This is a genomic window from Streptomyces sp. NRRL S-118 (genome assembly GCF_000716335.1).
Classification (GTDB): domain Bacteria; phylum Actinomycetota; class Actinomycetes; order Streptomycetales; family Streptomycetaceae; genus Streptomyces.
Genome location: NZ_KL591025.1, coordinates 380 through 26,756 on the forward strand (window position 1 = coordinate 380; position 26,377 = coordinate 26,756).

30 protein-coding genes and 1 pseudogene are annotated in these 26,377 nt (G+C 72.3%); 16 read left to right on the plus strand and 15 right to left on the minus strand.

Translation table 11 applies throughout. The features are described from left to right. Window positions 1-358 (plus strand): hypothetical protein (locus IH00_RS37875; RefSeq protein WP_039947579.1); only part of this gene is annotated, 358 nt, incomplete at its 5' end. 220 nt (window positions 359-578) lie between these two features. On the opposite strand, the gene IH00_RS0130310 is transcribed toward IH00_RS37875, so the two are convergent. From IH00_RS0130310 to IH00_RS0130330, 5 genes are all read right to left on the minus strand, one after another. Continuing rightward, window positions 579-1,400, minus strand: a complete 822-nt coding sequence (locus IH00_RS0130310) for an APH(3'') family aminoglycoside O-phosphotransferase (RefSeq protein WP_031079163.1) — start codon at window positions 1,398-1,400, stop codon at window positions 579-581. 208 nt (window positions 1,401-1,608) lie between these two features. Further along, window positions 1,609-1,974: a cupin domain-containing protein gene (locus IH00_RS0130315; protein ID WP_031079165.1), complete on the minus strand. Its 366-nt coding sequence runs from the start codon at window positions 1,972-1,974 to the stop codon at window positions 1,609-1,611. Between the two features lie 310 nt (window positions 1,975-2,284). Then, window positions 2,285-3,073, minus strand: a complete 789-nt coding sequence (locus IH00_RS0130320) for an MBL fold metallo-hydrolase (protein ID WP_052411742.1) — start codon at window positions 3,071-3,073, stop codon at window positions 2,285-2,287. Window positions 3,074-3,181: 108 nt separating this feature from the next. Further along, window positions 3,182-4,159, minus strand: coding sequence for a GlxA family transcriptional regulator (locus tag IH00_RS0130325; protein WP_031079168.1), 978 nt, complete (start codon window positions 4,157-4,159; stop codon window positions 3,182-3,184). Between the two features lie 150 nt (window positions 4,160-4,309). Beyond that, entirely contained in the window at window positions 4,310-5,017 is a 708-nt protein-coding gene (locus IH00_RS0130330; protein WP_031079169.1) for an AAA family ATPase, read from the minus strand. Window positions 5,018-5,092: 75 nt separating this feature from the next. Here IH00_RS0130330 and IH00_RS0130335 point away from each other — a divergent pair, with 75 nt between their 5' ends. Together IH00_RS0130335 and IH00_RS0130340 are read left to right on the plus strand one after the other, a co-directional pair. Beyond that, the gene (locus IH00_RS0130335) at window positions 5,093-5,431 is read left to right on the plus strand and encodes a PadR family transcriptional regulator (RefSeq protein WP_031079173.1); all 339 of its coding nucleotides are present in this window, start codon (window positions 5,093-5,095) and stop codon (window positions 5,429-5,431) included. Window positions 5,432-5,514: 83 nt separating this feature from the next. Then, entirely contained in the window at window positions 5,515-6,468 is a 954-nt protein-coding gene (locus IH00_RS0130340) for an HAAS signaling domain-containing protein (protein ID WP_234335015.1), read from the plus strand. Between the two features lie 28 nt (window positions 6,469-6,496). Here the strand turns inward: IH00_RS0130340 and IH00_RS0130345 are convergent, their stop codons facing one another. From IH00_RS0130345 to IH00_RS0130355, 3 genes are all read right to left on the minus strand, one after another. Continuing rightward, window positions 6,497-7,480: a serine hydrolase domain-containing protein gene (locus IH00_RS0130345; protein WP_031079177.1), complete on the minus strand. Its 984-nt coding sequence runs from the start codon at window positions 7,478-7,480 to the stop codon at window positions 6,497-6,499. Beyond that, window positions 7,477-7,710 carry a hypothetical protein gene (locus IH00_RS0130350; RefSeq protein WP_031079179.1) on the minus strand — a complete coding sequence of 78 codons (234 nt, stop codon included), beginning with the start codon at window positions 7,708-7,710 and terminating at the stop codon, window positions 7,477-7,479. The genes IH00_RS0130345 and IH00_RS0130350 overlap by 4 nt, the downstream gene beginning before the upstream one ends. Before the next feature lie 255 nt (window positions 7,711-7,965). After that, window positions 7,966-8,517 (minus strand): MarR family winged helix-turn-helix transcriptional regulator, encoded by a 552-nt coding sequence (locus tag IH00_RS0130355; RefSeq protein ID WP_234335016.1) that lies wholly within the window; start codon window positions 8,515-8,517, stop codon window positions 7,966-7,968. Between the two features lie 78 nt (window positions 8,518-8,595). On the opposite strand from IH00_RS0130355, the gene IH00_RS0130360 reads away from it, so the two are divergent. Both IH00_RS0130360 and IH00_RS0130365 read left to right on the plus strand, forming a co-directional pair. After that, window positions 8,596-9,540 carry an EamA family transporter gene (locus tag IH00_RS0130360; protein WP_039947580.1) on the plus strand — a complete coding sequence of 315 codons (945 nt, stop codon included), beginning with the start codon at window positions 8,596-8,598 and terminating at the stop codon, window positions 9,538-9,540. 507 nt (window positions 9,541-10,047) lie between these two features. Beyond that, window positions 10,048-11,817: a SpoIIE family protein phosphatase gene (locus IH00_RS0130365; protein ID WP_107064551.1), complete on the plus strand. Its 1,770-nt coding sequence runs from the start codon at window positions 10,048-10,050 to the stop codon at window positions 11,815-11,817. Window positions 11,818-11,828: 11 nt separating this feature from the next. Here the strand turns inward: IH00_RS0130365 and IH00_RS0130370 are convergent, their stop codons facing one another. Then, entirely contained in the window at window positions 11,829-12,566 is a 738-nt protein-coding gene (locus IH00_RS0130370) for an SAM-dependent methyltransferase (RefSeq protein WP_031079184.1), read from the minus strand. Window positions 12,567-12,715: 149 nt separating this feature from the next. Between IH00_RS0130370 and IH00_RS0130375 the strand changes: the two genes are divergently transcribed. The 4 genes and pseudogenes from IH00_RS0130375 to IH00_RS0130390 all read left to right on the plus strand — a co-directional run. After that, a complete protein-coding gene (locus tag IH00_RS0130375; protein ID WP_234335017.1) occupies window positions 12,716-13,300 on the plus strand; it encodes a GNAT family N-acetyltransferase in 585 nt (194 codons plus the stop codon). A gap of 466 nt (window positions 13,301-13,766) precedes the next feature. Next, window positions 13,767-13,961 (plus strand): hypothetical protein, encoded by a 195-nt coding sequence (locus IH00_RS0130380; RefSeq protein WP_031079189.1) that lies wholly within the window; start codon window positions 13,767-13,769, stop codon window positions 13,959-13,961. Between the two features lie 551 nt (window positions 13,962-14,512). Next, a complete protein-coding gene (locus IH00_RS0130385; protein WP_031079190.1) occupies window positions 14,513-15,784 on the plus strand; it encodes a hypothetical protein in 1,272 nt (423 codons plus the stop codon). 72 nt (window positions 15,785-15,856) lie between these two features. Continuing rightward, window positions 15,857-16,138: pseudogene (locus IH00_RS0130390) on the plus strand (nitroreductase family protein); the annotation flags it as partial. Window positions 16,139-16,217: 79 nt separating this feature from the next. On the opposite strand, the gene IH00_RS0130395 reads toward IH00_RS0130390, so the two are convergent. Then, window positions 16,218-16,388 (minus strand): hypothetical protein, encoded by a 171-nt coding sequence (locus tag IH00_RS0130395; RefSeq protein WP_158828017.1) that lies wholly within the window; start codon window positions 16,386-16,388, stop codon window positions 16,218-16,220. A gap of 181 nt (window positions 16,389-16,569) precedes the next feature. Here IH00_RS0130395 and IH00_RS0130400 point away from each other — a divergent pair, with 181 nt between their 5' ends. Continuing rightward, complete coding sequence (locus IH00_RS0130400; protein ID WP_031079195.1) at window positions 16,570-17,610, plus strand: PucR family transcriptional regulator; 1,041 nt, start codon at window positions 16,570-16,572, stop codon at window positions 17,608-17,610. Window positions 17,611-17,692: 82 nt separating this feature from the next. On the opposite strand, the gene IH00_RS0130405 is transcribed toward IH00_RS0130400, so the two are convergent. The 3 genes from IH00_RS0130405 to IH00_RS0130415 form a co-directional block, all read right to left on the minus strand. Continuing rightward, window positions 17,693-18,019, minus strand: coding sequence for a hypothetical protein (locus IH00_RS0130405; protein WP_031079197.1), 327 nt, complete (start codon window positions 18,017-18,019; stop codon window positions 17,693-17,695). Between the two features lie 13 nt (window positions 18,020-18,032). After that, window positions 18,033-18,371 carry an STAS domain-containing protein gene (locus IH00_RS37880; protein WP_052411743.1) on the minus strand — a complete coding sequence of 113 codons (339 nt, stop codon included), beginning with the start codon at window positions 18,369-18,371 and terminating at the stop codon, window positions 18,033-18,035. Window positions 18,372-18,777: 406 nt separating this feature from the next. Then, complete coding sequence (locus IH00_RS0130415) at window positions 18,778-19,524, minus strand: lysophospholipid acyltransferase family protein (protein ID WP_078888039.1); 747 nt, start codon at window positions 19,522-19,524, stop codon at window positions 18,778-18,780. Window positions 19,525-20,214: 690 nt separating this feature from the next. Here IH00_RS0130415 and IH00_RS0130420 point away from each other — a divergent pair. The 3 genes from IH00_RS0130420 (at window position 20,215) to IH00_RS0130430 (ending at window position 22,080) form a co-directional block, all read left to right on the plus strand. Beyond that, window positions 20,215-20,643 (plus strand): VOC family protein, encoded by a 429-nt coding sequence (locus IH00_RS0130420; RefSeq protein ID WP_031079202.1) that lies wholly within the window; start codon window positions 20,215-20,217, stop codon window positions 20,641-20,643. A 315-nt stretch (window positions 20,644-20,958) separates the two neighbouring features. Next, window positions 20,959-21,216, plus strand: a complete 258-nt coding sequence (locus IH00_RS0130425; protein ID WP_031079203.1) for an EF-hand domain-containing protein — start codon at window positions 20,959-20,961, stop codon at window positions 21,214-21,216. A 39-nt stretch (window positions 21,217-21,255) separates the two neighbouring features. Further along, complete coding sequence (locus tag IH00_RS0130430; RefSeq protein ID WP_420710941.1) at window positions 21,256-22,080, plus strand: DUF817 domain-containing protein; 825 nt, start codon at window positions 21,256-21,258, stop codon at window positions 22,078-22,080. Between the two features lie 229 nt (window positions 22,081-22,309). Here IH00_RS0130430 and IH00_RS0130435 read toward each other — a convergent pair whose 3' ends face one another. Beyond that, a complete protein-coding gene (locus IH00_RS0130435; protein WP_031079209.1) occupies window positions 22,310-23,827 on the minus strand; it encodes a WD40 repeat domain-containing protein in 1,518 nt (505 codons plus the stop codon). Window positions 23,828-23,833: 6 nt separating this feature from the next. On the opposite strand from IH00_RS0130435, the gene IH00_RS42985 reads away from it, so the two are divergent. Continuing rightward, a complete protein-coding gene (locus IH00_RS42985) occupies window positions 23,834-23,995 on the plus strand; it encodes a hypothetical protein (RefSeq protein ID WP_158828019.1) in 162 nt (53 codons plus the stop codon). A gap of 23 nt (window positions 23,996-24,018) precedes the next feature. Here the strand turns inward: IH00_RS42985 and IH00_RS37885 are convergent, their stop codons facing one another. Continuing rightward, window positions 24,019-24,429, minus strand: coding sequence for a hypothetical protein (locus IH00_RS37885; RefSeq protein WP_234335018.1), 411 nt, complete (start codon window positions 24,427-24,429; stop codon window positions 24,019-24,021). A 566-nt stretch (window positions 24,430-24,995) separates the two neighbouring features. Here IH00_RS37885 and IH00_RS0130450 point away from each other — a divergent pair. Together IH00_RS0130450 and IH00_RS0130455 are read left to right on the plus strand one after the other, a co-directional pair. Then, window positions 24,996-25,280: a hypothetical protein gene (locus IH00_RS0130450; protein WP_031079212.1), complete on the plus strand. Its 285-nt coding sequence runs from the start codon at window positions 24,996-24,998 to the stop codon at window positions 25,278-25,280. Continuing rightward, window positions 25,273-26,328: a polyprenyl synthetase family protein gene (locus IH00_RS0130455; protein WP_031079213.1), complete on the plus strand. Its 1,056-nt coding sequence runs from the start codon at window positions 25,273-25,275 to the stop codon at window positions 26,326-26,328. Before IH00_RS0130450 ends, IH00_RS0130455 begins: the two co-directional genes overlap by 8 nt. The last annotated feature ends 49 nt before the right edge of the window (window positions 26,329-26,377 follow it).

Genomic DNA, 26,377 nt, shown 5'->3' on the forward strand with positions numbered 1-26,377 from the left:
GGTCAAGATCGCCGTCACCAACACGGTGAAGACGACGACCAACGTCCTGGTCAACATCCTCAACTCGGGAGCATCGCCGGCGGTCAAGGTGACGGCTACGAATGTCGTGAAGACGACGACCGAAATCCTGGTGTCCGCGCTGAAGCCCGGCACGAAGCCGGCGCAGCAGACGGCGGCGACCAACTTCGCCAAGCAGGTGAACGACACGCTGAAGGTGTCCCAGAACCCGAACGCCGCCGCTGCTCAGCGGACCGCGGCGACCCAGAAGCTCTCCCAGTGGGAGGACTCGCTTCCGAAGTGCCTGCAGCAGAACCCGTTCGACCAGTGCGTGAACACCGCTGCGAACACTGGTGAGTGAAGACTGAACAACCTCGTGCTCCGGGCAGGCCTCGACAGCAGACTCCGAGGCAGGGTTGTGAGCCGGTGACCCGGGAGCGGCCTTCGTGCAGCGCGCCAGTAAGGGCGCTGCACGAAGGCCGCTCCCTCACGGGTGCCGTCGAACACTCGAGCCACGTGCGGGGGTACCGGTCGACCGGGGTGCGATCCGAGCGGTCCCCCGTCAGACCCGGCAGCCCCGGTCAGCCCCAGGTGAGCGGGTCGAGGTGGAGGTAGAAGCGCAGGCGGTCGTGGTCGAGGCTGATGCCGTACCTCTCGGCGAATGCCGCGTCCGCGGCCCGTGCCTGTGCCTCGTCCGTCCATGTCTCGCGCGCCTGGGCGAGCAACAGCGCGAGGTCGGCGTAGCGGTCGGCCGGCCCGAGGCGGCCCAGGTCGATGAAGCCGGACACATCCAGGGTCCGCGGGTCGAGAATGATGTTGGGCAGACACAGGTCCCCGTGACAGACGACCATGTCGGCGGCCTCCTGCTCCCGTCGCCGGGGGACCTGCGGGGTGAGCCGGGCGAGCAACTCCGCTGCGGGCGTGTGCTGCTGCTCGGCGGGGAGGAATTCCGGGTTCACGGCGTCACGGGAGACGACGTCGCGGGCCACGGCGACCATGGCGTCCAGGCCACGGCGGAACGGGCACTCCGACACCGGCACCTCATGCAGCCGACGGACCGCGTCCGCGATGCTGTCCCAGGCGGTGCGCAGCTCGGCGGCGGGCACCTGATCGGCCGGCACGCCGGGGACGGCACTGGTCACCAGACAGGCACCCGCGTCACCGGAGTGCCAGGCGAGCACCCGCGGCCCCGGCACGCCCTGTGCGCCGAGCCATGCGACCCGGTCGCACTCGGCCTGCAGGCCGGCCGCGTCCGCGGGGGGCACGCACTTGGCGTAGCGAGTGGCGTCGGCGCTGCGGAACACGGCGGCTCCGGACTCGCCCGCCGTGACAGGCAGCCAGTCGCCACCCTCTGCACCGAGCGGCACCGGCCACGAGGTCTGCGGGGCGTAACGATCACTCATGACGGCCACTCCAGCCAGCCCGGCATCATGGCCCCCCTGTGCGAGCGCGTGCTCGAACCCCGGCGTACACCGTGCACCGGCTCTGCGGCGGGCCTGCACGAGGTGCGAACCGCGGGCGGGGCCACGGGCGCGGACACGGGTCGGCGCCCGGCACGGTGTCGGGGCGGACCGGGGCGCGGCCCCCGGCTCTCCGGTCGGCCCGAACGGCTCAGAGGCATACGTGGTACGCCTTGCGCAGCGTCTCGTGCACCGTCCACGTCGTCCGGTCGCCTGCGCGCAGGACGCCCGCGTCACCCGGCCCGATCTGCAGGGTGTCCCCGCCCTCGACCTCCACGGTGGCGCGCCCGCTGACGACGACGAACAACTCGTTCGCTTCGGTGTCCGTCACCACGCCGGGGGTCATCTGCCAGATGCCCCGGACCTGCGTGCCGTCCGCGGACTCCCAGAGCACCTTGCCGGTCACCACCGGATCACCGGAGACGATCTGCTCCGGATCCAGCGGTTCGGGCTCCAACTCGGCATCCGGGATGTGCACCACGAAGGAGGCCCTGCCGTCCGTCGTCTGCGTCGCCATGTGCGTCATGGGCACCGACTGTACGCACCGAGGAGTCCGCACGACCCGGCAGGGGCCTCACCCTTCTGGAAGCGGCCGTTCGCAGTGGCGGGGGCGTCCGCACCGAGGTGGTCCACCGCGGGCTGAGCACGCCCCGGCTCACCCGGCCGTCGCGGCAGCATCACGGCCGTCGGGGTCCTGCCGCCCCCCGGCCGCCCGTGGTGGTGCATGCGATGGGGTGTTCGGTCAGGCCCGCGCACCCTCGGCCAGTGCGGACACGTCGGCCCGGTCGTTCCACGCCGAGTGGGCACCGGGTGCGGGACGGACGGGCTCAACCCGCAGTGACATCACCCCGGTCGGGCGCCACGTCACCCACGTCCGCGCGGGTGGTGAGGCGTCCACGGGCCGCGAGGCGGGCGAGGCGCCGTCCTTCCCGGGCCGCCCAGCGTCGTACGCGGTCCGGGTCGAGCGGCGTGCCGTGGCCCACGTGGAGGCGGGTGGGGTCGAGGGCGAGCATCTCCCGCAGGCTGGCGAGGTTGCCGAGCGGGTCGTCATGGAAAGGCGGGTTGGCCGGCCTCCCCCGGATGAGGCCCATGAAGGAGTTGGCCACCAGGTCTCCGGCGACGAGGTCGCCGGTGTCGGTGAGGACGGAGACGGAACCGGCGGTGTGCCCGGGGGTGGGCATGATGCGGGCGTCGAGCCCGAAGTCGTCGAGGCTCGTCTCGCCCCGCACCAGGATGTCGGGTTCCAGGGGCTCGACCTGGACGTGCAGGTTCCTGTTGCGGGCCATGAGGCGGCCCATGGGTCCCGTGGGCAGGTAGGGCGTGCGCACCCGGCCGGTGCGATAGGGCTCGAGGTCGGCGATGTGACCGGCGACGGGAGCTCCGGTGAGCCGGTGGAGCTCGGCGGCGGAGCCGAAGTGGTCGAGGTGGCCGTGGGTGATGACGATCAGCGCGATGTCCGCGGGGTCCACGCCGAGCGCGGTGACGCGCTCGTGGATCCTGCGGGCACTGCCCGGCATCCCGGCGTCGACGATGACGGGACGCCGGCCCAGCAGCAGGTACGCGTTGACGGCGTGCCGGCCGAGGACGGGAAGGGGAACGACCTTGGTGCGGGGCATCGCTTTCTCCTCGGTACAGGACGTGGTGGCTTCAGGGCAGGCCGGCTCGGGACACGGCACCGTGGGCGGGCCGTGTCCTTGCACTGACGGGGTGGGGCTCGGAATCGCCTAGCGGAAGCGGCGGCGGTATTCGGCGGGAGTGGTTGCCAGCCGGCGCTGGAACGACCGGTGCAGGGTCTTCACCGACCCCAGGCCGCTGGCGGCGGCCACCTCCGGGAGACCGAGGTCGGATTCCTCCAGCAGCCGGCGGGCCGCCTCCAGGCGCGCGGTCTCGACGTACGAGGCGGGGGTGGCGCCCGTACGCTTCGTGAACAGCCGCGAGAAGTGGCGAGGGCTCAGGTTGACCCGTGCGGCGAGGGCCTCGGCGGACAGGTCCTCGCGGGGATGCTCGCCGATCCAGCGGCACAGCGCTTCCATCGGGTCGTCGGGACCCGGCCTTACGGAGAGCGGCACGCTGAACTGGCTCTGCCCGCCGGATCGCTTCACGTACATGACCATCATGCGCGCGGTGGCGAGCGCGATGGCGTGACCGTGGTCCTCCGCGACCATCGCCAGGGCCATGTCCATGCCCGCGGTGACTCCGGCGCAGGTCCACACCCGCCCGGACCGGACGAAGATGGGATCGGGATCGACGCCGACCTCCGGATGGTCGGCGGCCAGCTGCCCGGCGGTGAGCCAGTGGGTGGTGGCCCGCAGGCCGGTCAGCAGTCCGGCTGCGGCGAGCAGGTGCGCGCCGGCGCAGATGGAGCCGACCCTGCGGGCCTGGTGGCCGCCGCGGCGCAACCACGTGCTGACGGTCTCGTCGACGACCGCCTCGACCTTGTCCCCGTCCCCGGTGATGGCACCGGACACGAGCAGGGTGTCGGTCCGGCCGTCCACTTCCGCCAGGGTCAGGTCGGACATCAGCCGGACACCGCTGGAGGTGACCACCTCTCCCCCGGCGGGCGTCGCGATGTGCACCCGGTAGCCGGGCCGCTCCTGTCCCGCCACTCGGGATGCCACCGAGAACACTTCGGCGGGCCCCGTGACGTCGAGCAGTTCGACGCCGGGGAACGCAACGATGACGACTGTTCGCGGTGCGGGCATGCACCGATCATTCGCCCTCCCGGCCTGTGTCCGCAATGACGAGGTCGTCTCACATCCGGACACGGGCCCGCCGGCCGCCGGCCTCGGCGGTTCCGGCCTCGGCGGTTCCGGCCTCAAGGGCTCATGAGGGGAGGGCCGGCGCCGCAGCGCTCACCCCACGATGTGCCGCAAGTAGGACTGCGGGTCGGCGAGGTAGCGGCGCCAGTGGTCGACCAGGGCCAGCTCTTTCCAGGCGACCCGGCGCATGCCGTGCTCGCCCACCTCGATGATGTCGGCGCCGGGCAGGGCGGTGAGCAGCGGCGAGTGGGTGGCGCAGATCACCTGGCCGCCGTTCTTGACCAGTTGGTCGATGTGGCCGAGCAGCTCCAGGCAGGAGGCGAAGGACAGCGCGGCTTCGGGCTCGTCCATCACATAGAGCCCCGGCTGGAGGAACTTGCCCCGGAAGGCGGCGAGGAAGCCCTCCCCATGACTCACGCTGTCCGGTGCGAAACCTTCGCGGTCCAGGGCGTCCAGCGCGGTCTCGGCCCGCAGGAAGAACCCCTTGCGGGCCGACCAGCTGCCGAGCATGCGCCGCCCCCGCGGGGCCGCCTCGAAGCGGATCCACTGCCCCAGTGCGGACTTGGGGCGATGACTCGCGTAACGCCAGTCGTGCGAGCCGCCCCAGGAGTCGAGGCCGAAGCCCTCCGCGAGCGCCTCCACGAGGGTGGACTTGCCCGAGCCGTTCTCACCTACGAGAAAGGTCACCGGTGCCGTGAAGCTCAGGCCGTCCTCCGACAGCGCCCGGACACAGGGGACCGACCAGGGCCATTCCTCCGGTGCGCAGGAAGGCGCGTGTGCGTACGCGCGTTCGATGATCACCGGTCGAGCTTCTCATACGCGCAACCCGCCATCACAAATGACACTAGTGTGCGGCGCACAGTATCGTGTGACCTCATGGCCGCTGAAGAGCTGATCGCCGCCCAAGCCCAGGAGCTGCGCCGTGGCACGGTCGTCCTGGCCTGCCTGACGCTCCTGGAGGAACCGCAGTACGGCTACGCACTGCTGGAGACGCTGGGAGACGCCGGTATCGCGGTGGACGGCAACACTCTCTATCCACTGCTGCGCCGGCTGGAGAAGCAGGGGCTGCTCATCAGCGAGTGGAACACCGACGAGTCCAGGCCGCGCAAGTTCTACCGGGTCAGTCCGGAAGGCGCCCGGGTGTGCGCGGGACTGACGCGCGAGTGGCGGGACCTCGTCGACTCGCTCTCACGCCTGACCAAGGGGGACCGTTGAGCACATCACGTACATCACGTACATCACGTACATCACGCATATCGAGGGCATCCACAACATCGAGCCCTCCGGCCACTTCGAACGTGTCGAGCCTGTCCGGCGCCGGAACACTGGCCGACCGCTATGTCGACGAGGTCGTCCGGCACGTACCGGCCGGCCAGCGCGACGACGTCGCGGACGAGTTGCGGGCAACGATCGCCGACACCGTCGAGGCCCGGGGAACGGCCGACCAGGAGGCGGCCGAACGCGCGGTGCTCACCGAACTGGGGGACCCGCTCCGGCTCGCCGCCCGGTACGCCGACCGCCCGCTCGCCCTGATCGGGCCCGCGTTCTATCCGGCGTACAAACGGCTACTGGTGCTGCTGCTGTCCACCGCGCTGCCCGTCGTGATGGCCGTGACCATGGGGCTCGACGTCCTCGACGGGAAGGGCCTGGGCGAAGTGATCGGCAGCGGTGTCGAGACGGCCCTCACCGTCGGAGCGCAGGTGATCGCCTGGCTGACCGTGATCTTCGCCGTGGCCGAGCGGTCCGGCAAGCGGGTCGAAGCGGTCGGCCGGGAGTGGACTCCCGACGACCTGCCCGAGCGCCGGGCGCCGCAGAGGCGCTGCACTGCGGCCTACGCCGGGGTGGCGTGGCACGCGCTGCTGCTCGCCCTGGTCGTCTGGCAGCACACCGCGAAGCCGTACCGCACCGCCGGCGGCGAACGCCTGGAGGTGCTCCACCCGGGCCTGTGGTCCGGCTGGATGTGGCCGGTCCTCGCGGGGCTCACCGGGCTCGTGGTGCTCGGCGTGATCCGGGCGATGCACCCGTGGACGTTGCGCCTCGCCGCGTGGAGCGCCGCCGTGGAGGCCCTGTTCGCACTGCCGCTGGCATGGATCCTCCACCGGCAGGAGTTCTTCAACCCGGCCTTGCTGGAGTCCGTCAACGGCTCCTGGCAGACGCCGGACGCGTTCTACACCGCGGCGGCGCTGGGCGTGCTGGCGGTGGGCGTCGGCGAGACGGCGAAGCACTTCCGCGCAGCACGAGGCACGAGGTGACGCGAAGCCGTGGAGGGCCCGGCCCTTCTCAGCGGGGCTTGTTGTCGGCGTACTCGGTCAGCAGCGCGAATCCCTGCCGGTCGACCGACGCGGTGCCGGCCGCGAGGACGACGACACCGGTTCCGGCCACGCGGTCGAGCCCCAGCCAGGACCGGAAACCGCCCGTACCGCCGTTGTGCCAGGTGATCGGGCGGCCCTTCATGGGGATGGTGAGCCACGCGGCGCCGATGCGGGCGCCCGCGCCGAAAGGGGCGGCCGGATCGAGCGCGGCGACGCCCGGGGCGGTGCCGTCGAGCAGCGCCGCCGTGAGACGGGCCATGCTGGTGATGGACGCGCGGATGCCACCGGCCGGCCCGAGCGCCTCGCCGGTCCATGGCTGCCGCAACCGTCCTCGGCGGCTGGTTCCGGTGAGCGCCCCGGGCCGGAGCTGGTCGGCCGATGCCGGGGCGTAGAAGGGGTCGAGCCCCAGCGGGGTGGCGATGCGCCGGTGGAGCAGCTCGGGGTACGTCGTCGCGGCGGCGTGGGCGAGGGCGTGGCCGAGCAGTTCATACCCGAGGTTCGAGTAGCGGGGCCGCGGGCTGCCGAGCGGAACGTCCCGGGCCTGGTCGAGGAGCTGTCGGAGGTCCTCGCCGTAGGGATTCGTGCCGTGTCTCCACAGCGCGATGGTGCGCCGCCAGGGTTGCGCCGAGGCCGGCAGCCGGGGCAGGCCGGACCGGTGCGTGCTCAGGGACTGCAGCGTCACCTGTGCCGCGGGGGCGTCGCCGAGCGGCAGGAACTCGCCGAGGGTCGAGTCCGGCTTGATCTCCCCTCGTACGAGTGCGTCGGCGTACAGCAGGCCGGTGACCCCTTTGGAGATCGAGCCGATCTCGAAGTCGTCGTCGGGGTCGGTACCGCGTCCGGCCACGGTCGCGCCGCGAGGCGAGACCACGGCGGCGGCTGCCGGGACGCGCGGACCCAGCAGCTCGCGGAGCCTGGCGCCGAGCCGGTCGTCGCCATGGCTCGTGGCGTTCATGAGCGACCGCCGCGCAGGCCGCGACCACCGTGCTGCTTGTGGACCGCCTGCTTCGGGACGCCCATGGCGGCGGCGATCCGCGGCCCCGTGGCGTCGCGGTGGCGTGCGCGGACCACCAGGACCTCGATGCGTTCCGTCTCGCCGCGCGGCGGCGCGACGGCTCCCGGGCCCACCAGCGGATCGTCGTCGGCCGTCGCCGTTGCCAGTGCGGTCAGCCGCTTGAGATCCATGGGTCAACCGTAATTGACCAATCCATGGTGGATCAACGGAGGTTGACGGCCGAAGGTGTCCCAGGTGTTGCCGGACGAGGGGCTCAGGGCGGCGCCGAAGAGGCCGGCGCAGCGGGCGCAGTGACCATGGCGGCACCGAGGGCCGCCGTCGCGGGGCCAGCAGTCGTGACTGCCTCGCTGATGTGTTTCATGCCTGGTCGACGATGCCCGGTGTGGAGGCGATCGGTCCCGGGCGTGCGGCGGCGGCCGGCCCTCTCACGAGTTCGGAGAATTGTCGGGCGAGCAGTCCCCGAGGCCGATGAGCAGTTTGCGCAGGAGACCGGCGAGTTCGTCCTGGTCACGGCGGCTCAGTTTGCTCAGGAGCTTCGTCTCCAGGTCGGCGTGGTGGACGACCACTCCATTGACGAGCTCCCGGCCGGACTCGGTCAGTGTGACCAGCACGCTGCGTCGGTTCTGCGGATCGACTTCCCGGGTCACCAGCTCCCTGGCGACGAGACGGTCGATCCGGTTGGTGATCGCGCCGGAGGTGACCATCGCGGACTCGACCAACTGTCCCGCCGTGAGCCGATACGGAGGCCCTGACCGGAGCAGCGTCCCCAGGATGTCGAACTCCCAGAGTTGCATGTCGTGCGTGGCGAAGTGATCGCGGAGCTCGCGCTCGAGCAGTCGGCAGGCGCGCTGGATTCGGGCCACCACGCCCATCGCCGTGGTGTCGATGTCGGGCCGCTCGATCCGCCACTGGTCGAGCCGCCGGTCGACGTTGTCCTGGCCGTCCCCCACGACTTCGCCGCCTCCGGAATATCTCAACGTGAAGATGTTTGACGCCAGCGTAACAGGCGGCTAATTTCCTCAACGCTGAACATTTCAACGTTGAGAGGAATCAAGATGCGGACCCTGAGCCGTGGCACGCACGCGGGACGTGCTTCCCTGTCCGGCGGCACGCTCGGCGTGACCGCCCTGACCGCGCTCGCGCCGGCCGGATGGGGCACCACGTATCTGGTCACCACCGAGTTCCTGCCCTCCGGCCACCCGTTGGGGTCCGGTGTGATCCGCGCGCTGCCGGCGGGGCTGATCCTGCTCGCACTCACGCGCAAGCTGCCGTGCGACGAGTGGCTGTGGCGCGCGTTACTGCTCGGCGCGCTCAACATCGGCGCGCCGTTCGCGCTGTTGTTCGTCGCCGCCCAGCACCTGCCGGGTGGCGTCGCGGCAACCCTCTTCGCCGTCCAGCCGTTGCTCGTCGTCGGCCTGGCCCTCCTGCTGCTCGGGGAGAAGCCCACCCGCTGGCGGCTCGGCTGGGGCGTGGCCGGGGTGGTGGGCGTCGGCCTGATCGTGTTGCGCGGCCGGCTCTCCTTCGGCCTCCCCGGCGTGCTCGCCGGCCTCGCAGCCGCCGGCGTGATGGCCGGCGGGATCGTCCTGACCAAACGCTGGGGCCGCCCGGAGGGCGTCGGCGCGACGACCGTCGCCGGCTGGCAGCTCACCGCCGGCGGTCTCGTGCCCGTCCCGTTCGCGCTCGCCTTCGAGGGTCTGCCGACGGGGCTGGACGCTCGTGCGATCGGCGGCTACGCGTGGCTGGCCGGCGTGGGTGCCCTGCTCTCCTACCCGGTGTGGTTCCACGGCATCGGCAAGCTGCCCGTGGTCGCGGTGTCGTTCCTCCCGCTGCTCTCGCCCGTGATCGCCACGATCCTGGGCGGGTTGTGCCTCGGCGAAACCCTGACGCCCTGGCAGGGCGTCGGATTCGTGCTCGCACTGACCGCCGTCACCGCCGGGCAGTCGACCCCCTCCACCGTCCGGAACCTCGTCCGTGTCCCCGCCCCCAGGAACGGGGCGTAGAAGCACCCGGAGTCCGCCTGTCGGCTCCCGGAGCGCCTCCGGCCGGCGGGAACACGCCGCAGCAGTGGCCGTGACAGCGGGCTGGTCACGTACAGCCGCTCGAATGGGGATCCGCGCCGCGTCGGCCGGCCGGTCCCGGGCGATGGAAGGCGTCGGCCCCGGCCGAATCGTCCGTCGTGCGGAACCTCACCCGGCGTCGGCCTCCAGGCCGCGGGGCCCTGCCGCGGCGGCGTGCCCCGGAAGTGTGGCGGTCTTCCAGGACGAGTTCGGTGGCCTCGCGCACCATGCGGCTGTCGGGCACGGTGCTGGCGGCGCGGCCATGACGTCCTCCGCCGGCGGGCTCCGCCCACGCCCGCCCCCGTACGGGATTCCACCCGGAGTGTCCGCCAGGACACAGGGCCCCGGATACGGACACGGCGCGTGTCTGCGTACGAGGTTCGCACAGTCGTCGGGCGCGTGCTCGCGAAGCCGCGCGAGCGTGGGAGAGTAGACGCAGCTTCGGGGATCTTGCGTGCGGAGGTGGCGGGCGTGGTGGCGGGTGCCGACGGCGATGCGGGCAAGGCGGCGGGGCCTGCCGCGGCCGATGTCTTCGACGGTCTCGAGGCTGCCGCGTACCTGGTGGACGAGCAAGGCGTGATCGCCAGGGTGACCGCGCGGGCGGAGGCCCTGTTCGGGTGGTCCGCCGGGGAGATGATCGGTCAGGACGCCCACGCTCTGCTGCACCGGGACAGCGGTGGACGCACGATGCCGCGCGCGCAGTGTCCGATGATGCACGCCTTCCTGGGGCGGCACGTCGAGTACGACGAGCGGGGCTGGTTCGAGCGGGCGGACGGTGAGCTGCTGGAACTGTGGTGGCTGGTCGTCCCCTGCTCCTTGGGACAGGCCGGGAAGGGCGCGTTGGTCGTCTTCCGTGAGTCGTCGCCCGGTGCGGCCGCACAGGGCGCGGGCACAGTTCCCGCGGGGGCTCCGACGGAGCTCGACCGGCTCGCCCTGCTCGCCGAGACGACGACGCGCTTGACCTCCACGCTGGACGTGGAGGAGGCGCTGAGCCGGCTGGTCGAGCTCCTCATGCCCCGCCTCGCGGACTGGGTGGTGATCGATCTGCTGGTCGAGGGCGGCGATGTGCGGCGCGCCGCCGTGGTGCACCACGACGACGGTGCCCTGGTCCACCGGCGGGACCTGGAGGGCATGCTGCCCCCGGTGCCGGAGGAATCGCCGATGCCGCTTTCCCGTGCGCTGCGCGGCGCGGCGTCGGCGCTGGCCGGGCCCGACACGTACCGCGGCCCGGCGGATTCCGGCATCGCCGTGGAGCAGCAGCGGCTCTTCAAGGCGACCGGGATGCACTCGGCCGCCATCGCCCCGATCCGCACCGTGCGCGAGGTGCTCGGGGCGCTGACCCTGGGTCGCTCCGGGCAGCCGGCCGCGTTCACCCCCGCGGATCTGTCCCTGCTGGAGGACATCACCCGCCGGGCGGGCCTCGCGCTGGACAACGCGCGCCTCTACCAGCGCCAGCAGCGCGTGGCCGAGACCATGCAGCGGCATCTGCTGCCGCACCTGCCCACCGTGCCGGGCCTGCTGATGGCGGCGCGCTACCTGCCGGCGCCCCATGCCTCCCAGGTCGGCGGTGACTGGTACGACGCCTTTCCCTTCACCGACGGTACGACGGCCCTGGTGATCGGTGACGTCGGCGGCCATGACCTCGACGCGGCCGCCGGAATGGCGCAGTTGCGGAACATGCTGCGTGCCTTCGCGTGGTCCCAGGAAGGCCCGCTGAGCCATGTCGTCCAGCGGCTCGACGAGGCGGTGGAGCACATCGCCGAGGCGTCCACGGCCACGCTCGTCCTCTCGCGCGTCGAGAGGCGGGCGAGAGGCGGCTGGTGGCTCCGGTGGACGAACGCGGGCCACCTCCCACCGCTGCTGGTGGAGCAGGACGGCCGGGCGCGTTTCCTCACCGCCGGTGGTGGCATCATGCTCGGCACCCGCGCCGCGCTCCCCCGGGCCGACGCCGAGGCGGCGCTGCCGCCCGGGTCGACCCTGCTGCTCTACACCGACGGCTTGATCGAATCCCGCAGCCACAGTCTGGACGACGGGCTGGCCCGCCTGCTCACCGAGGCCACGGCGCAGGCCGGGCAGCCGCTCGACGCCTTCTGCACCGTACTCCTGGAGCGTGTACGGCCCGAGGACAACGACGACGACGTCGCCGTCCTCGCCCTGCGCATCCCTGACCCGGAGGACGCCGAGGACGCCGTCGGCCCCGAGGTTCCGGGCACGCCCTGACCCGGCGCCGCTCAGCCGCCCGTCGGCCGCAGCACGAGGCAGACGAAGCCCAGGACGTCCCGGTGCACGCGCAGCCACTGGTCACGGTGGACGGTGGCCGCTTCGAGCGCCTGGGGACTGTCCGGATCACCGGGGTGGTCCAGGGCCCATGAGGCCAGCGAGCCCGTCCAGGCCCATTCGTAGTCGTCGAGCTCCCGACGGGTGCTGACATGGCCGTGGACAGGTGTCCACCCGTCCGCGACGACCCGGTCCAGCGTGGTGGGCAGGTCGGTGAGGTCCCCGAGCAGCTCGACGGCCTCGGGCGAGGGCTCACGCTCCCAGAAGCCGTCACCCACCAGGACACGTCCCCCGGGGGCCAGGTGCTTGCGCGCCGCCTCGAGGGTCGGGAGCAGACCACCGAAGGCATGCGTGGCGCCGACGCAGAGCACCAGGTCGAAGGCGTGGGGCGCGGCGAAGTCTGCGGCGTCCTGGTGGTGGAGGACCAGGCGCTCCTCGACGCCGAGTTGCAGCGCGGTCCGACGGGCGCGCGCCAGCGAGCTCCGGGCGAGGTCGACGCCCACGGCGCGCGTCCGCGGATGCGCGCTCAGGGCACGCAGAAGCCACTCACCACCGCCGCAGCCGAGGTCCAGTACGCGCTCGTCGCCGCGCGGGAGGCTCTGCTCCAGCAGTCGGCGCACGGAGGCGTCATCGAGCGGGGCGGCGATCGGATGATCGGCGTGCGCGCGTCGGGATATCTGTTCACGGTCCACCGGCGGAGCCTGACACGCCGGGCGATGCCCCGCACCTGATTTCCGGCGGAGCCCCCGGGGCCGCAAGCCGCAGGCGGGCGCCGGCGCCGAGGAGGTCCGGCAGGCGTCTCGCGATGGTGCCCGGCGCACGGGGCCTAAGGTACTGCGTCGTGAACCGACACATGACCTCCGCACCCATAAGCACCCACTCCGACCTGGCCGTTGACCGCCCGCGGCAGCATGAGGGGCTGTTCTTCCGCAGGGCCGGGGAGCACGACCTGGCGGAGCTCGTACGGCTCCGCGACGACGCGGCACGCTGGCAGATCGACCGCGGGATCGACCAGTGGAAGCCCGGCGAGCTGCGCGAGGACCACTTCCGCGCACGCCTCGAGGACGGCGAGGTGTGGATCGCCGCTCTCGGCCCGCAGGGTCCGGTGGCCGGAGCGTTCGAGTTGTGGTGGGACGACCCGGCGGCCTGGGGCGTCCAGCCCCCGACAGCGGGCTACGTCCACCGGCTGATGACCGACCGCCGTACCGCGCCTCCGGGCACCGGACGCCGGATGCTCACCGAGGCGGAGCGCCGCATCGCCGCTGTCGGCCGCACCGTGTGCCGGCTGGACTGCCTCGCCACGAACCCGCGGCTGCGGGAGTACTACGAAGCGGCGGGATACACGGTCGTGGGCGAGCAGGGCTCCAAGGACGGCGGGCTCGGTGGAACCTACGCCGTCACGCTGCTGGAGAAGCACCTCCCGTAGGGCCACGGCGCCCTCGTCAGGGGGTGCGCCGCGGCGGCGCGACTGTGGTCCGCGCGCTCGCCGCCGGCGGAGACCGCGGCCGTGGCGAGCGCCTCCTGCCACGCGGTGCGCCACCCGGCCGGCGCGGGGCGGGCCGTGAGTGCCGTTGCTCCCGGGCCGGCAGCCGCCTCACCTTCGGGGCTCCTGCGTCAGGGGGCGCTCCGGCCGAAGCCCCCGGACCTGGCCTCCAGCTTCGGCGATGTATGCCGAGGACCTGCACCGACGCATTCAAAGAAATTGTTTCCGGCCATACCTCTGTACCGGCGACTGGTTCGGGTGCATGCTGTGACCTGCGCTGCTGCTCGCAACCCCCGTCGAGCAGCAGCGCAAACCGGCCTCGCCCGCGCTCACGCCGGGCGGGTCGCGCCGCACCTCCCGGCTCCCCACGGGAGGCCCGGCGCATGTCCCTGCACAGACGGAGGGCCATATGAGCGACGAGCACACGACGCGGTGTCTCACCCTGCCGGACGGGTCCGTGATCCGTACCGCGATCCCTTCATCAGACATGGACCTGCCCGACGAGCAGTTCTTCGGCAGGTATCCGGCGGTCCGGGACCTCGCGGAGCGCTGGGCCGCGGAGGCGTGGGACCCCGGCAGCCAGGAGCTGTCCGGCGGATCATGATGCTCGTCAGGGTGCTCGCGTGGCGAGGACGGGCGTGAGCAACGAGACGGACAGCATGCTCTGCCTGTGGGTGGAGCCGGGGGGGGACCGATCACTGGATGCGTCCGGGCGGGGTGTTCACCGTTGTGACGCGGACAGCACCCGAGGAATCCCCATTCGATGTCGTCGTTCACAGCCAGGGCGTCAGGGTGTGGGTGAACTCGGCCAACGATTCCGAGGTCTTCGACAAGAACGGCCTGGACCGAGTAGTGCAGGGCGTTCTGGCGGCCCGTCACGTCCACGCGACGTCGCGGGGCGAGCCGGAGGGCGAGAACGCCGTGCCGAGCTGGGTGCCGGCTGGTGCGGTGGTCGTCCCTCGGCGCAGCAGGGGCCGCCCCACGGAGGGGCGGCATTGGTACGGACAGCGCCGGCACCGTCCTCACCCCCGAGGAGGCGGCCAGCTCCGCGGTCAACGCCGACCTTGGAGGCCGGCACACCTCGGGGGCCCTGGGCCGCTGAACCCGGTTGCCCTCGCGGGGCGCGGTTCATAGGCCGGAGTACTGTGCTGCCCCATGAAGATCGAATGTCTTCTCGAGGAGCTGAACAGCGACGACGCGACGCGTGTGGAGGCCGCTGCCGCACGGCTTGCGGAACAGGCCGACAGCGTGCTGCGGACCCTGCTGCGGAATCTGGGCGATGCTCGGCGAGCCTCTGATCTGAAGCCGGTCATGGAGGTGTTGAGGCGCATCGGGCCATCCGCCTTCGACGCCCTGCTGGCGGCCTGGCGCGCGAAGCAGGTGTCGGACTGGGATGCGGACCGACTCCTTGCGTCGTTCGACGAGCGCTGCGCCGACCAGTACGCGGCCCTGGCGGCCGATCCGGACTTCGGGACGTCGGACAGCGGCTTCTCCGGGCTCGCCAGGCTGCGGGTGGACACCGAGGCCGGACTGACGGCCTTGGTGGGCTGTTTCGCCCGCGGCGGCCGCATCCCCTACAAGGCATCCGACTACGCTCGGCTGCTGCACGATTGCTTCCGTCCGCGGCTGCGCTCCCTGCGCCGTGACCCGGCCGCGCCCCCGGCGATCCGGCGGGCCGCGAGGACCGCACTGGTGGCGGGCGGCGGCGTCGACGCGCTCGACGACCGCGATCGGGCGGCGGTCGAGCGGCTGATACGGGTCAAGATCCTGGACGAGATTCCCGAGCTTCCGTCGACGACCCTGAGCGGCTGGTGGATGGCCGTGCCCGGGGCGTCGTACGAAGGGGTCTTCGAGGCCCTCGGCCTGCACGACCGGCGGCCGCTCACGGTCGCGGCCGGCATCGAGGCCGCGGAGGGCCGATGGATCCAGGTACCGGGGCCGGACGGCGCCGACCGCACCGTGGGGCGGGTCTTCGTCACCCCGGAGCTGAACGGATGGCGCCTGGTCTTCGGCGCCTTCGAACTGCTCATCGGCGACGATCTCTGGGATGGCATGATCGAAACGGCCGAGCGTGTCAGCGTCCACTGCGGCCAGGCCCAGTTCTTCTTCCTGGACGACGCCGGTGGCTCCGACATATGGATGGTCGCCGAGAAGGGCCGGGTGATCCGCCGGTACGCGGCTGAGGGCGACCCCGAATGGGAGGGCGACCCGCTGCCGTGGGAGACCCTCGCGGCCGACGAACCGGGCTTCGACCCCGAGTACGACGAGCGCAACGCGGGCACCACGGGCGCACGGTCCGCCTGCGGGCACCTCTCGGTCGACCCCGGCGAGGTCGGCCCGGACACCGAGCGGCGGGGTCACGGCTGGCTGGCTATCACCTCACCGGGAGTCGGGCACGGCGCGTTCCCCGGGACGCTCCGCCTTTAGGGTGCGTGCAGGGTCCGCGGCCCGCTCGGCCGCCCCCCGGGCCGCGATGGAACAGCCCCGCCCGTCAGCCTCTACCTCACTTCCTTCACGGCCCGGACGGCATGGAAGTACTCCCGCCTGGTCCTTGCCCTGATCTACCGGGACACCGGCTGCCTCATGCAAACCCTCAGCCTGGCCGCCACCGACCTGGGGCTCGCCGCCTGCCCGATCGGAGCCATCGACGCCTCCTCGAGCGCCTCGTTCCTCACCCCCTGCCAGGACCGGCTCATCCACGTCGGAAGCCTCGCCCTCGGACTGCCCCGCACCGACGAAGCGCCGACGCCTGTCCTCCGCCTTCAGGACCTCCACCACTGAGCCGTTCCGTTTCCGTGCGGCCCTGGGCGAAGCCTGGCCCGCACCCGGCCCGGCTCCCGCAGCCCCGTGGAGGAGCCCGTCAGAAGAGCGGGGGTGCCTCGACGCCTTGAGCGGGGGCGCCCCTGGTGTCCTGCCCGTCGGGCAGCTCCTCCTGGTACATGGTGGCGTCGACCGCCGGTACACGCCGCATGCTGCCCTCGCACAGGACGAGGGAGCGTGCGGTGCGCTTGTGGTCGTGAACGGACACCATGCCGAGCACGCTGGTGGGCGCGCCGGCGTAGACCCCGCCGCACACGGGGCACTTGACTCGAGGACGCCTGGCCATGGGGCAAGTGTCGTACACGGCACTGACAACCGGTAGGCGCGTCCTGCCGGTCGCGCGCGGTCCCGGGCCCCGAGGCCGTGCGACGACCGGCGCATATCATCGGGTCATGGAGGCACTGGCCTTACGGCTGTCGCAACTGGACTCGCTGGCCGAGGGCGCGATCCGCATCGTCATGTTCTACGACACCATGATGCGCCGGCGGGTGGATCTCCCGGCCCTCGCGCGGGCCTCGGCGGTCCTCGCTGAGTGCGTGGCCGGCATCCGGCTCCACGGCACGGGACAGGTGATCCGCATGGCGCCCGACGGCACCCCGGCGTCCGTCCCTCCGCCATCCGCCTCCTGCACGGCGCCGATCACGCTCGACGAGGAGGAGATCGGTGTCGTGTGGCTGGAACGCCCCGGCGCTCCCGGCTCCCCCGAACTCGACGCGCTGATGCTGGACCGGCTCGCCATCGCCACCGCGGCGGTCGTCGAACGGTACGGTCCGGCCCGTACCACCATGGCCGACCCCGCCCTCGTCGAGCTGGCGATCAGCGCCGACTGCGACGAGGCGTCCCGCGCACGGGCGTTGCGGCTCCTCGGTTTCGCCGCCGAGCTGCCGGTTCACGTCGTCGCCGTGCGGTCGCAGCTGCCGCTCGATCAGCTCGGCGGCCTCCTCTGCCCCGCCCGCCCGGTGAAAGCGGCGCTGGTCGCCGACGTGGGGGTCATCCTGGCAGCCACGGTGGCCCCGGGCCGGCTTCCGGCAGGGGTACGGGCGGGCATCGGCACCGCCGACAGCCCCGACCGGTCCTGGCGGGAGGCCCGTACCGCCCTCCGCTTCAGCACTCCGCGTCGGCCGGTCGTCCACTACGACGGTCTGGGGGCGCTGGCGCTGCTCGCCCAGGTGCCTCCGGACGCCGTGCGGAACAACGCCGACGTGGCCGCGGTCGCCCGCATCGCCGCCAGCCCGGAGGATCTGGAGACACTGGACGCCTACTGCGCCACCGGCTCCCTGCGACGGGCCGCCGATCTCCTCCACCTCCACCACAGCAGCGTCGCCCGCCGACTTGAGCAGATCGGCAAGACCTTCGGCATCGCACTCACCGAACCCACCGGACTGATGCGCGCCGGCCTGGCCCTCACCGCATGGCGGCTGCTCGACGACTGACGGGATGCCTGCCTCGACCGCTCACGCCCGTACGCGGTGGGGGCGGGCCGCCGCCGGACTCGCCGGCCGCGGCGCGGGCCCCCTACGGTCGCGACGCCCGCAAGGCGGCGCCCGCGGAGTCGACGTCCAGGTCGATGACGAGCTCGTCGCGCTCCCAGCGTCCCCGCTGCGAGATCGCGAGGCCGATCAGCGCCAGTTCGGCCGCCCGGTCCCGCAGCGCGTACTGCTCATGGCTCTCTTCACCCGGGTCGTCCGCCTCGTCGCGCTCCCACGCCGCCACCGCGGCCTCGGCCACGGGCCTGGGCAGCCGCACCGCGACCCGGCCGACCTGCGCGTCGACCTGTGTCCCGATCGCTGCCAGCACTTCGGAGTCTTCCAGGTACCGCTCGTACTGGTCGTGATCCGCCATGGATCGAGACTACTCACCGTTCCGGCTCAGGGCCGACCGCGCTGGCCAAGTCAGGGGTCAGGTGCAGGACTCCCTCCAGGCCGGTGAGGGCGAAGATCCTCCGGACCGGGGATGTCAGCGGCACGGTGATGACCAGGCGCTGTGTGTGGTGGGCCCGGACCAGCGCGCTGATGAGGGACGAATCGGCGAAGGAGACGAGGCTCAGGTCGACCACGGTGCGCCGGATGTCGTCCGCTGCCGCTTGCTCCAGGACGGCGCGGAGTTGGGGTGTGGTGGCGATGTCGAGCTCGCCGGAGCAGAGGATGATCCTCGTGTCGTGCTCATCGGGCAGAGCCTGCACGTGAGTGTTCATCCGCCGCCTCCTCCCTGCGCGCCGCCCGCCCACGGGCCGTGCACCACAACAGGGATGGTTACGGATGACGGGGGCCGCTCGCCGCTGTTGCCCGTCCGGCACCGGAATCGATTCTCCGGGCAACGCACCGTGTGTTGTCCAGCGCTCATTGTCGTGTGTCGTCATGGTGACGCCACGCCTTCCTCCCGGCGAAGCGTTTCCGCAGCCTCCGCAGGGCGTGGTGCAGCGCAAGCGCTCAGGCGCGCGTCATGCATGCAAGCTGATGTCCGCCGCGTCGAGATGCGACGGCTGCTCACGGTCTGCCTACCCGCCCCAACGCCGTCTCCATGCGCTGCCGTTCCCGTCTGGCGTACACCCGCCACGGCCGACACGTCCGCATCACGCGGTGCGCGGCGCCCGACGCGTTTCACCCCCGTGCGCCCGACGGGCTGGGATTCCGCCGGGCCGGAAGCGGGGGTTCGGCCGGCACGGCCAGTGGGGCCAGTGGGGCCAGTGGGGCCAGTGCGGCGGGTTCGCCGAGCTGAGCGGCCGCCGTACGCCAGGCGTCCGTCACCGCTTCGTGCGCCTGCGCCGTGCGTGCGGCACGGTCGCCGGTGAGCGTGAGCGGCGCCCCCACGTGGACGTGCAGGTCGGGGCGGCGCGCCGGTGCCGTCACCAGGCCCGCGAGCTGCTTGGCCACGCTCCCAGAGGTGATCCGCCGCGCTCCGGCCTGACCGACCGGCACGACGGGTGCGCCGCTGCGCTCAGCAAGCCGGGCCAGCCCCGAGCGGAAGGGACCCGGCGCGGCTTCGGCAGCGTCCTTGCGCAGCGGGAGGCCGCCCTCGGCGTAGATGAGGACCACGCGCCCCTCCTCCAGGGCGGCCGCGGCGCGGTCGAGTGCCTGGGCGGCGCGCCGGTCCTTGCGGTACACGGGTATGTGCCCTTCGCGCGCCAGGGCGCCGCCGAGAACGGGCAGGCGCCACAGCCCGGCTGCCGCCATGACGACGGGCTGGACACCAAGGCGGCGCAGCGCGGCGAGGACGACGGCGGGGTCGGCGAGCGAGGTGTGGTTCGCGGCGACGATGCTGCCGGGCGCCAGGGCGGCATCGGCGTCAGCGGTCACCGTGAGGCGCCCGAAGGCGGGCACCAGGTTGTGCGCCAGGCGGCTGAGCATGTGGTTCTCCCGGTCTCGACGACGTGATCACGACGTGATCCTCATCGTCGGCGGGCTCGGGTGGGCGAGCCTGAGCACGCGTACTCAATTCCGCACCGCGCACTACCCGGACCGAACGTGCAACACAGGCAGTGCTCACCCCTCCGGCCGCGCCGCCCGGCCCACGAGAGCGGCGTGGTGCGACTGCGGACCGTGGGTGTGGCGCCGGCGGGCGACACGGTCCGATGACGCGCCGGAACGCCGGTCTCGGTGCCACGGGGCGTACCGGCATCCCGGGCCGACCGACTGCCGGCTCCGCGGATGACGCTGTCACTGGTCCCCCGGATCGTTCCTCTGCACGCGGCAGCCGGCCTGCCCGCCGGTCCCGTCGTTCCGGAAGGCGCAGGGCCGCATGCCGTCCCGGCGAGACGACCGCCACCTGCACGCGGCCGGAATCCGCGAAGGGTTCACAGTGCGCCTGACCGATCGTCATGGAGGGTTCATACATACGATCTTGCTGTGATCGCACCGTGCCGCTAGAGTCCCGTACGTGACTGCCGGGTCGGCCATGGGCCACACACGAACGGGTTCCCCGGCCTCGGCGTGAGTTCGAGGCGGGCACGAGGCCCGCCCCTTCTTTTCCGTACCTTCGCTCCCCGCCCCCCTGTGGGCGCCCTCTCCACCACCTCGAAGACGGGAAAGTCCTCACACATGCCGTACGACCAGCAGCACCCGCACGATTCCGCGGTCCCGACGACCACGGTCCAGCTCAACCACACCGCCGTCCTTGCCCGCGACCGGCAGCTCTCGGCCGAGTTCATCGCCACCATCCTGGGACTCGAGGTAGGCAAGCCGATCGGGCCGTTCCTCCCGGTCGACCTGGGCAACGGCGTGACACTCGACTACTACGAGATGCGGGACGAGCCGATCCAGTCGCAGCATTACGCGTTCCTCGTGCCCGACGCGCAGTTCGACACCATGATCGGCCGCCTGCAGGCGGTCGGCGTCACGTACTACGCCGACCCCGGACACACCGACCCGGGCCGGACCAACGGGCTGTTCGGTGGCCGCGGCGCCTACTTCGACGACCCGAGCGGCCACAACATGGAGATCATGACGCGGCCCTACGCCCGCCCCTGAGTTGCGGGGCGACGTCCGGTGACCGGTGACGTCCACCGCGTCGCGTCGTCGCGCAACAGCCTCCGCCGGCCCGGGCCGGCCCCGAGTCGGCGGGCCGGACGGCCGGCAGGCTCGAGGCCGTCTCCGCGGCGCGGCGCGTACGGCGTGCGCCTCCCACTCCGGTGACGTGCTGCTTCCGTGTGAGCACGCGGAGGAACGACCGTCGGCACCGCACCCTGGGTCGCGGGACACCGGGGGAACCGGGTCGGGAAGTGGTGCGTTCAGAAGCGTGAGCGGGTGAACCGGCCCGTCCGCCGAGGGAAGGAACGCGACGACGTGAGCAGTGACAAGGCCCGGAAGCTCTTCGAGGCGCTTGATCTCGATGCGAACGGCACCCTGACCCGCGAAGAGGTGATCACCGCGCTGCGGACGAAGGGACCCTCCCTGGCCGCGTCGGGGGATCTGCCGTTCTGGGCCCTGGGGGACGCCGACGCCTCATCCGCGCTGTTCGACACCGCCGACCAGAACGGGGACGCGGTCCTGACCCTGGAGGAGTTCGCGGCGGTGGTCGACCGCCGTTTCGGCTGGCGCTGACCGGATCCGGGCGATCCGCTCCCGCACGGTTCTCGGGCCGTGCTGAACCACTCGGTGACCTGCGGCGTCCTCCTCGGCATGCACGGATTCCTCGGCGGCGTGGGTCAGCTTCTCAGGTTCGCGGTCATGCAGGCGCGCTGCTGCGCGTTCGCGGTGGCGCTGCTCGGCGGTATCGCGGTCTCACGCGTGCTGCCGGAGCTGCCGATCGCCCGGTACGACCTGGTCCTGGTCTACGGGATCCTGCTGACCGTCGGCGCCCGCATGATGGGCTGGGAGAGCCGACGGGACACGCTGGTGATCGCGGCGTGCCATGTCGTGGGGCTGCTGTTCGAGCTCGTCAAGGTACGTCTCGGGTCATGGAGCTACCCCGAGGATGCGGTGACGAAGATCGCCGGTGTGCCGTTGTACGGGGGATTCATGTACGCCGCGGTGGCCAGCTACGTCTGCCGGGCCTGGCACCTGTTCGAACTGCGTTTCACCGGATACCGCGCCGCCGCGACGGCGGTCGTCGCGGCAGCGGTGTACGTCAACTTCTTCACTCACCACTGGCTGCCCGATCTGCGCTGGCCGCTGGCCGCCGCGATGGTGGGCGTGACGGCCGGGGCATGGGTCGGGTTCACCGTGGGCCGGAGACGGTACCGGATGCCGTTGGCGGTCTCCTTCGTCCTGATCGGGTTCTTCCTGTGGGTCGCGGAGAACGCGGCCACGTACGTCGGCGCCTGGAGCTACCCTCACCAGCTCGAAGGGTGGGAACCGGTGGCACTCGGCAAGTTCGGCGCCTGGGCCCTCCTCATCAGCGTGACGTTCGTCCTGGCCGAGCGACTCAAGGCGGCGGAGGGGACGGAATCCCGAGCGGCCGGCTGACCGGGCGCGCCGGCCGCCTCCTCCTTCTGCTGCTGCTGCTCGGTGAGCGACGCGCTGTCCCGTGGCCGGGGAAACCGGAACGGGCCATGCCGCCCTGGCACGGGGCGTGGTCGCTGCGCCGGGCCGCGTCGGGTTGTCGGGCTCCGCCGGCCCCCGGCCGCCGGGGGTCGGGGAGCGCGACGCGCTGCCGCCTGCGCGTGAAGCCGTGGACGGTCACGGGTCCGGACGTTCAGCAGGTTTCGCGGTAGGGGACTCCCGGAACGAAGGTCTTCCAGTCCGCCGGAGAAAGACCGGTGCCCAAGCGGGCACAGAGTGATGCGGCGGTGCGGCCGGGATCGATGTCGTACGACTGGACGAGCACGTGCGCGCCCGCCGCCCGGAGGGTGGTTCCGTCCGGGCCGAAGGCGAGGGCACGGATCGTGTCGCCGGGCGTCGGCAGCGCCGCGCCGAGGAGGCGGTGGGACGCGGTGTCCCACCATTGCAGCGTGCCGGAGTTGCCCGCGACGGCGAGGGCCGTGCCGTCGGGCGAGAAGGCCAGCGCGGACACGGCCTCGTCCTCCATGTGGCGGGCTCCCGTGTGTGTCCCGGGGAGCACCCCGAGACGTGCGCGCAGGTCGCCGTCCCAGACGGTGACGCGGCCCAGCAGGTCGCCCGCCGCCAGGCGGGTGCCGTCCGGGCTGAAGGCGAGGGCGGTGGTGTCGTCACCGCCCAGCACGCGCCGCCGGACCCGGCCGGAGGGCAACTCGGCGACCGAGTCGGCCCAGGAGACGACCGTGCCGCCGTCGGGACGCAGGGCCAGCTCCTCTCCGCTGAAGCCGGCCAGGGTGCGCAGGCGCTTGCGACCCGGTACGTCCCACAGTTCGAGCACTTCACGCTCGCCCATACGGGAGACGGCAAGCGTCCGGCCGTCGGCGCCGAGCGCGAGCCCGGAGACGCCGAGGGGCAGTTCGTCCTCCAGCAGGGGCGTACCGCCCTTGTCGAGGTGGAGGGTGGCGAGCACCCGGCGCGCGCGTACGTCCCACCCGGTGATGAGCTGCGGTACGGCGGAGTCGGGGGCGGCGTCCTGCAAGGCCCGCCCGTAGGCGAGGAATCCGCCGTGGGGGTTGAACGCCAAGCGGTCGAAACAGCTGCTCGCGGGCTGCGGCGTGGCGGCCGCCGGCTCAAGGCCCCTCTCGTCGGAAGCCTCCCCGTCCGCGATGCCCTCCCCCTCCGCGGTGCCCTCGTGGTCCGCGCCTTCGTCGTCCGCCTCCTCGTCGTCCGCGTCCTCGTCGGAGTCCATGGACGGCTCGCCCGGCGGGAGCGGCGGACACGGTGCACCCGGAAGCCTGGCGAGGAGCCGGCCGCGGTCGTCCAGCAGCCGGTAGCCGACCCGGTCACCGGTGCCGCCCACGGTGGCCAGCCACCGGCCGTCCGGGCTCCACTCGGCCTCGTCGGTCCCCCGGTCGAGCCGGCTGCCGGTCACGGCTCGGCCCAGGGCCAGTGACCGGACGATCGTTCCGCTGCTGGAGACGTACCGTATGGCCCCGCCGGCGACGTCCAGGCGCAGTTCGTAGGGGGTTTCGTTGACCAGCGTGTAGCGGAACACCGGGGCTTGCGGCGCCGCGATGCGCCACAGCAGGATCTCGTCGGCGAGCGTGGCCGCCGCCGCGAACCGGGCGAGCCCCTGGTACGGGGGAGCCTCGGAGGCGTCGTCCTCCCGGACCCGGGCGGCCGTCGTGGCGCCAAGCGCGACGCGCTGTTCATCCACAGTGAGATGAAGTCCAACGGCAAGCAGGGCAGCAGCGAGCCGACGCGCTGGGACGGCAACGGCGACTACAAGTCGGCCGGCTGCATCAAGCTCAAGCCGTCCGACATCCGTGAGCTGAAGGGCTACCGCAGCAACTTCCCGAAGCCCACGCGCCTCTACGTCTCCTGACGCCACACCGTCCCGGTGCGGCCCTACTCCGGCTGTGTCACCGTCAGGGCCCAGCGGACCGTCTCCGTGGAGGCATCGACCGCCACGGAGAAGGAGCCCGGGAGGACCACGCCCGCATCCATGGTCAGCGAACCCACCGCGGCGCCCCCGGCGGGGCACTCCACGGCGAAGGCGCCCACCTCCACCTGCTGCGACTCCATCGTCACCCGCACGCTGCCGCCGCCTTCACACGCCACCGTGAGAACGGTCGGCAGGCCCTGGTGCGCACCGCCCGACACGACACCGCCGTCCCCCGTACGCTCCTCCACCCACACCAGGCCGTCCGGCCCGGGGTGCGGCAACAGGACACCGCCGGCCGCGTACGCGGGCACGACGCCCGCAACCGCCGAGCCGAGGGCCATCATCGCCACGCACGCCACTTCGGTCCGTCTCATTCCTGCTCCCCCACTGGTCTTTCGTGGAGTCCACAGTGTGCTTCGGCAGGCCGCGCGGTGCCTGAGTACTCGTACTCAGCCGCTCCTTCGGCTCCGGCCGGGGTGCGACGACGGGGGACCGACGCACCGCCCCTCCTCGTACGGGAAGAGGCGTCATCCATGAGCCGTCGTCATGTCGCCTTCGTCGCTCGACGCGCCGCCGCGGCCGCGGCCGTCACTCCGGCGGCGTCACCGGTGCCATCTCGTCCGGTGGAGTGGGCAGCGGGGTGCGGCACCACATGCCGTGGCTTCCGCTGCCCGACGTCGCGTCGGCCCGTGTGGCGAGCCCGGGTACCGGCCTCCTCGTCGGCCAGGAGTTCCACGACCGAGAGCTCGAACGCGGCGAGGTCGCGGATCCGGCTCGGCGGCGGGCGAGCGGCACGGGGGCGCCTGCGCTCCGACGTGCGTTCCCCCGTGTCGCTCGAAAGTGGATCAGCTCGTACCGCCGGGACCGGGGTCGGCATGCTGGTCGCGGAGCGTGGTGCACGGACGCGCTCTCGCCGCGAACGACCCCTGGGGACGCCCGTATGCCGCACACCACGCCACCTGCCGGGCGCCGGGACCAGCAGGCCCTGCTGATCGTCGCCGGGATGGCCGACCTCGCGGTGACCGCCGTCGGGTCGGCGGCAGGCGCCGTCCGCTCACTGCTGCGCCGGTCGGACGCGGCCGAACTCGTCAAGGAAGCCGAAGCGGATCTCGAGGCGCGAGGCCGGCTCGTGCTGGACCGCTACGACAGTGTTCCGCCCGCGTACCTGGAGGTCCTGGCCCAGCGGGTGCTCGCACGGCAGGCCGCCGACGGTGGCGATGTCTGACCTTGTGGAGCCGGAGGCCTTGAAGTCCCGCGTCGACGACATCCTGCGTGCGTTCCTCACCGAAGAGGTCAACCGTTTCCTGGACATCGACGAGGCCCTGCGACCGGTGGGGGAAGAGATCGAGAAGGTCGCCCGGCACGGCAAGCGGCTCCGCGCGGCGTTCTGCTACTGGGGCTGGCGTGCCGCGGGACAACCCGACAGCGACGCACTGATGCGAGCAGCGGCCTCCATGGAGCTGGTGCACGCCGCGGCCGTCGTCCACGACGATCTCATCGACGGCAGCCCGCTGCGCCACGGTGTGCCCACCGCCCATCTCGCGCTCGAGGACGCCGTGCGCGGACGGACCGACACTCCGGCGGCCGCACGCGCCCTGGCGATGCTGGCCGGTGACTACCTGATGGCCCTGGCCGGGCAGTTGTTCACCACCTGCGGTCTGCCCGCGGCCTATCTCGCACGGGCCCGCGCCGTCTGGGCCGCCCTGGCCCGGGAGCTGATCGCCGGCGAATGCCTGGAGATCCTGCACACGGGCGGCGACCACACGGACACCGACACCGCGCTGAAGGTGATCCGGTACAAGACCGCCAAGTACACCGTCGAGCAGCCCCTGCTCCTCGGTGGCCTGCTTGCCGGTGCCTCCCGGCCGCTGCGCGAGACCTGCTCCTGCTACGGCATCCCCCTCGGTGAGGCCTTCCAGCTGCGCGACGACCTGCTCGGCCTGTTCGGCGACCCCGAGCGGACGGGCAAGTCCGGCCTCGACGACATCCGCACCCACCGGCCCACCGCCCTGCTCGCCCTCACCTGGCGGAGCGCGGACGCCGCCCAGCGGCAGCAGCTGCGCCGGCTCCTGGGCAGCGACGGCCTCCACGGCGAGCACCTGAACGACGTCCGCACCCTCATGACCGACGTCGGGGCACCCGCACGGATCGAGCGGATGATCGACGCACGCGTGGAGGAGGCCGTCCGCTCCCTGGACGGCGTCGATGTGCCCACGCAGGCTCACCGGGCCTTGCTGGACCTGGCCCACCGCGCGACCGCCCGCCACCACTGACCCCGTGTCCGGTGCCGCAGTTCGAGCCCGCCGCCCGCCGTCCCCGTCC

Excerpts from the sequence above, each read along its gene's own strand:
- IH00_RS0130310 (WP_031079163.1), bottom strand. The coding sequence starts at position 1,400 with ATGAGTGATCGTTACGCCCCGCAGACCTCGTGGCCGGTGCCGCTCGGT.
- IH00_RS0130315 (WP_031079165.1), bottom strand. The coding sequence starts at position 1,974 with ATGGCGACGCAGACGACGGACGGCAGGGCCTCCTTCGTGGTGCACATC.
- IH00_RS0130320 (WP_052411742.1), bottom strand. The coding sequence starts at position 3,073 with ATGCCCCGCACCAAGGTCGTTCCCCTTCCCGTCCTCGGCCGGCACGCC.
- IH00_RS0130325 (WP_031079168.1), bottom strand. The coding sequence starts at position 4,159 with ATGCCCGCACCGCGAACAGTCGTCATCGTTGCGTTCCCCGGCGTCGAA.
- IH00_RS0130335 (WP_031079173.1), top strand. The coding sequence starts at position 5,093 with ATGGCCGCTGAAGAGCTGATCGCCGCCCAAGCCCAGGAGCTGCGCCGT.
- IH00_RS0130345 (WP_031079177.1), bottom strand. The coding sequence starts at position 7,480 with ATGAACGCCACGAGCCATGGCGACGACCGGCTCGGCGCCAGGCTCCGC.
- IH00_RS0130350 (WP_031079179.1), bottom strand. The coding sequence starts at position 7,710 with ATGGATCTCAAGCGGCTGACCGCACTGGCAACGGCGACGGCCGACGAC.
- IH00_RS0130360 (WP_039947580.1), top strand. The coding sequence starts at position 8,596 with ATGCGGACCCTGAGCCGTGGCACGCACGCGGGACGTGCTTCCCTGTCC.
- IH00_RS0130380 (WP_031079189.1), top strand. The coding sequence starts at position 13,767 with ATGAGCGACGAGCACACGACGCGGTGTCTCACCCTGCCGGACGGGTCC.
- IH00_RS0130385 (WP_031079190.1), top strand. The coding sequence starts at position 14,513 with ATGAAGATCGAATGTCTTCTCGAGGAGCTGAACAGCGACGACGCGACG.
- IH00_RS0130395 (WP_158828017.1), bottom strand. The coding sequence starts at position 16,388 with ATGGTGTCCGTTCACGACCACAAGCGCACCGCACGCTCCCTCGTCCTG.
- IH00_RS0130400 (WP_031079195.1), top strand. The coding sequence starts at position 16,570 with ATGGAGGCACTGGCCTTACGGCTGTCGCAACTGGACTCGCTGGCCGAG.
- IH00_RS0130405 (WP_031079197.1), bottom strand. The coding sequence starts at position 18,019 with ATGGCGGATCACGACCAGTACGAGCGGTACCTGGAAGACTCCGAAGTG.
- IH00_RS37880 (WP_052411743.1), bottom strand. The coding sequence starts at position 18,371 with ATGAACACTCACGTGCAGGCTCTGCCCGATGAGCACGACACGAGGATC.
- IH00_RS0130415 (WP_078888039.1), bottom strand. The coding sequence starts at position 19,524 with ATGCTCAGCCGCCTGGCGCACAACCTGGTGCCCGCCTTCGGGCGCCTC.
- IH00_RS0130420 (WP_031079202.1), top strand. The coding sequence starts at position 20,215 with ATGCCGTACGACCAGCAGCACCCGCACGATTCCGCGGTCCCGACGACC.
- IH00_RS42985 (WP_158828019.1), top strand. The coding sequence starts at position 23,834 with ATGAAGTCCAACGGCAAGCAGGGCAGCAGCGAGCCGACGCGCTGGGAC.
- IH00_RS37885 (WP_234335018.1), bottom strand. The coding sequence starts at position 24,429 with ATGAGACGGACCGAAGTGGCGTGCGTGGCGATGATGGCCCTCGGCTCG.
- IH00_RS0130450 (WP_031079212.1), top strand. The coding sequence starts at position 24,996 with ATGCCGCACACCACGCCACCTGCCGGGCGCCGGGACCAGCAGGCCCTG.
- IH00_RS0130455 (WP_031079213.1), top strand. The coding sequence starts at position 25,273 with ATGTCTGACCTTGTGGAGCCGGAGGCCTTGAAGTCCCGCGTCGACGAC.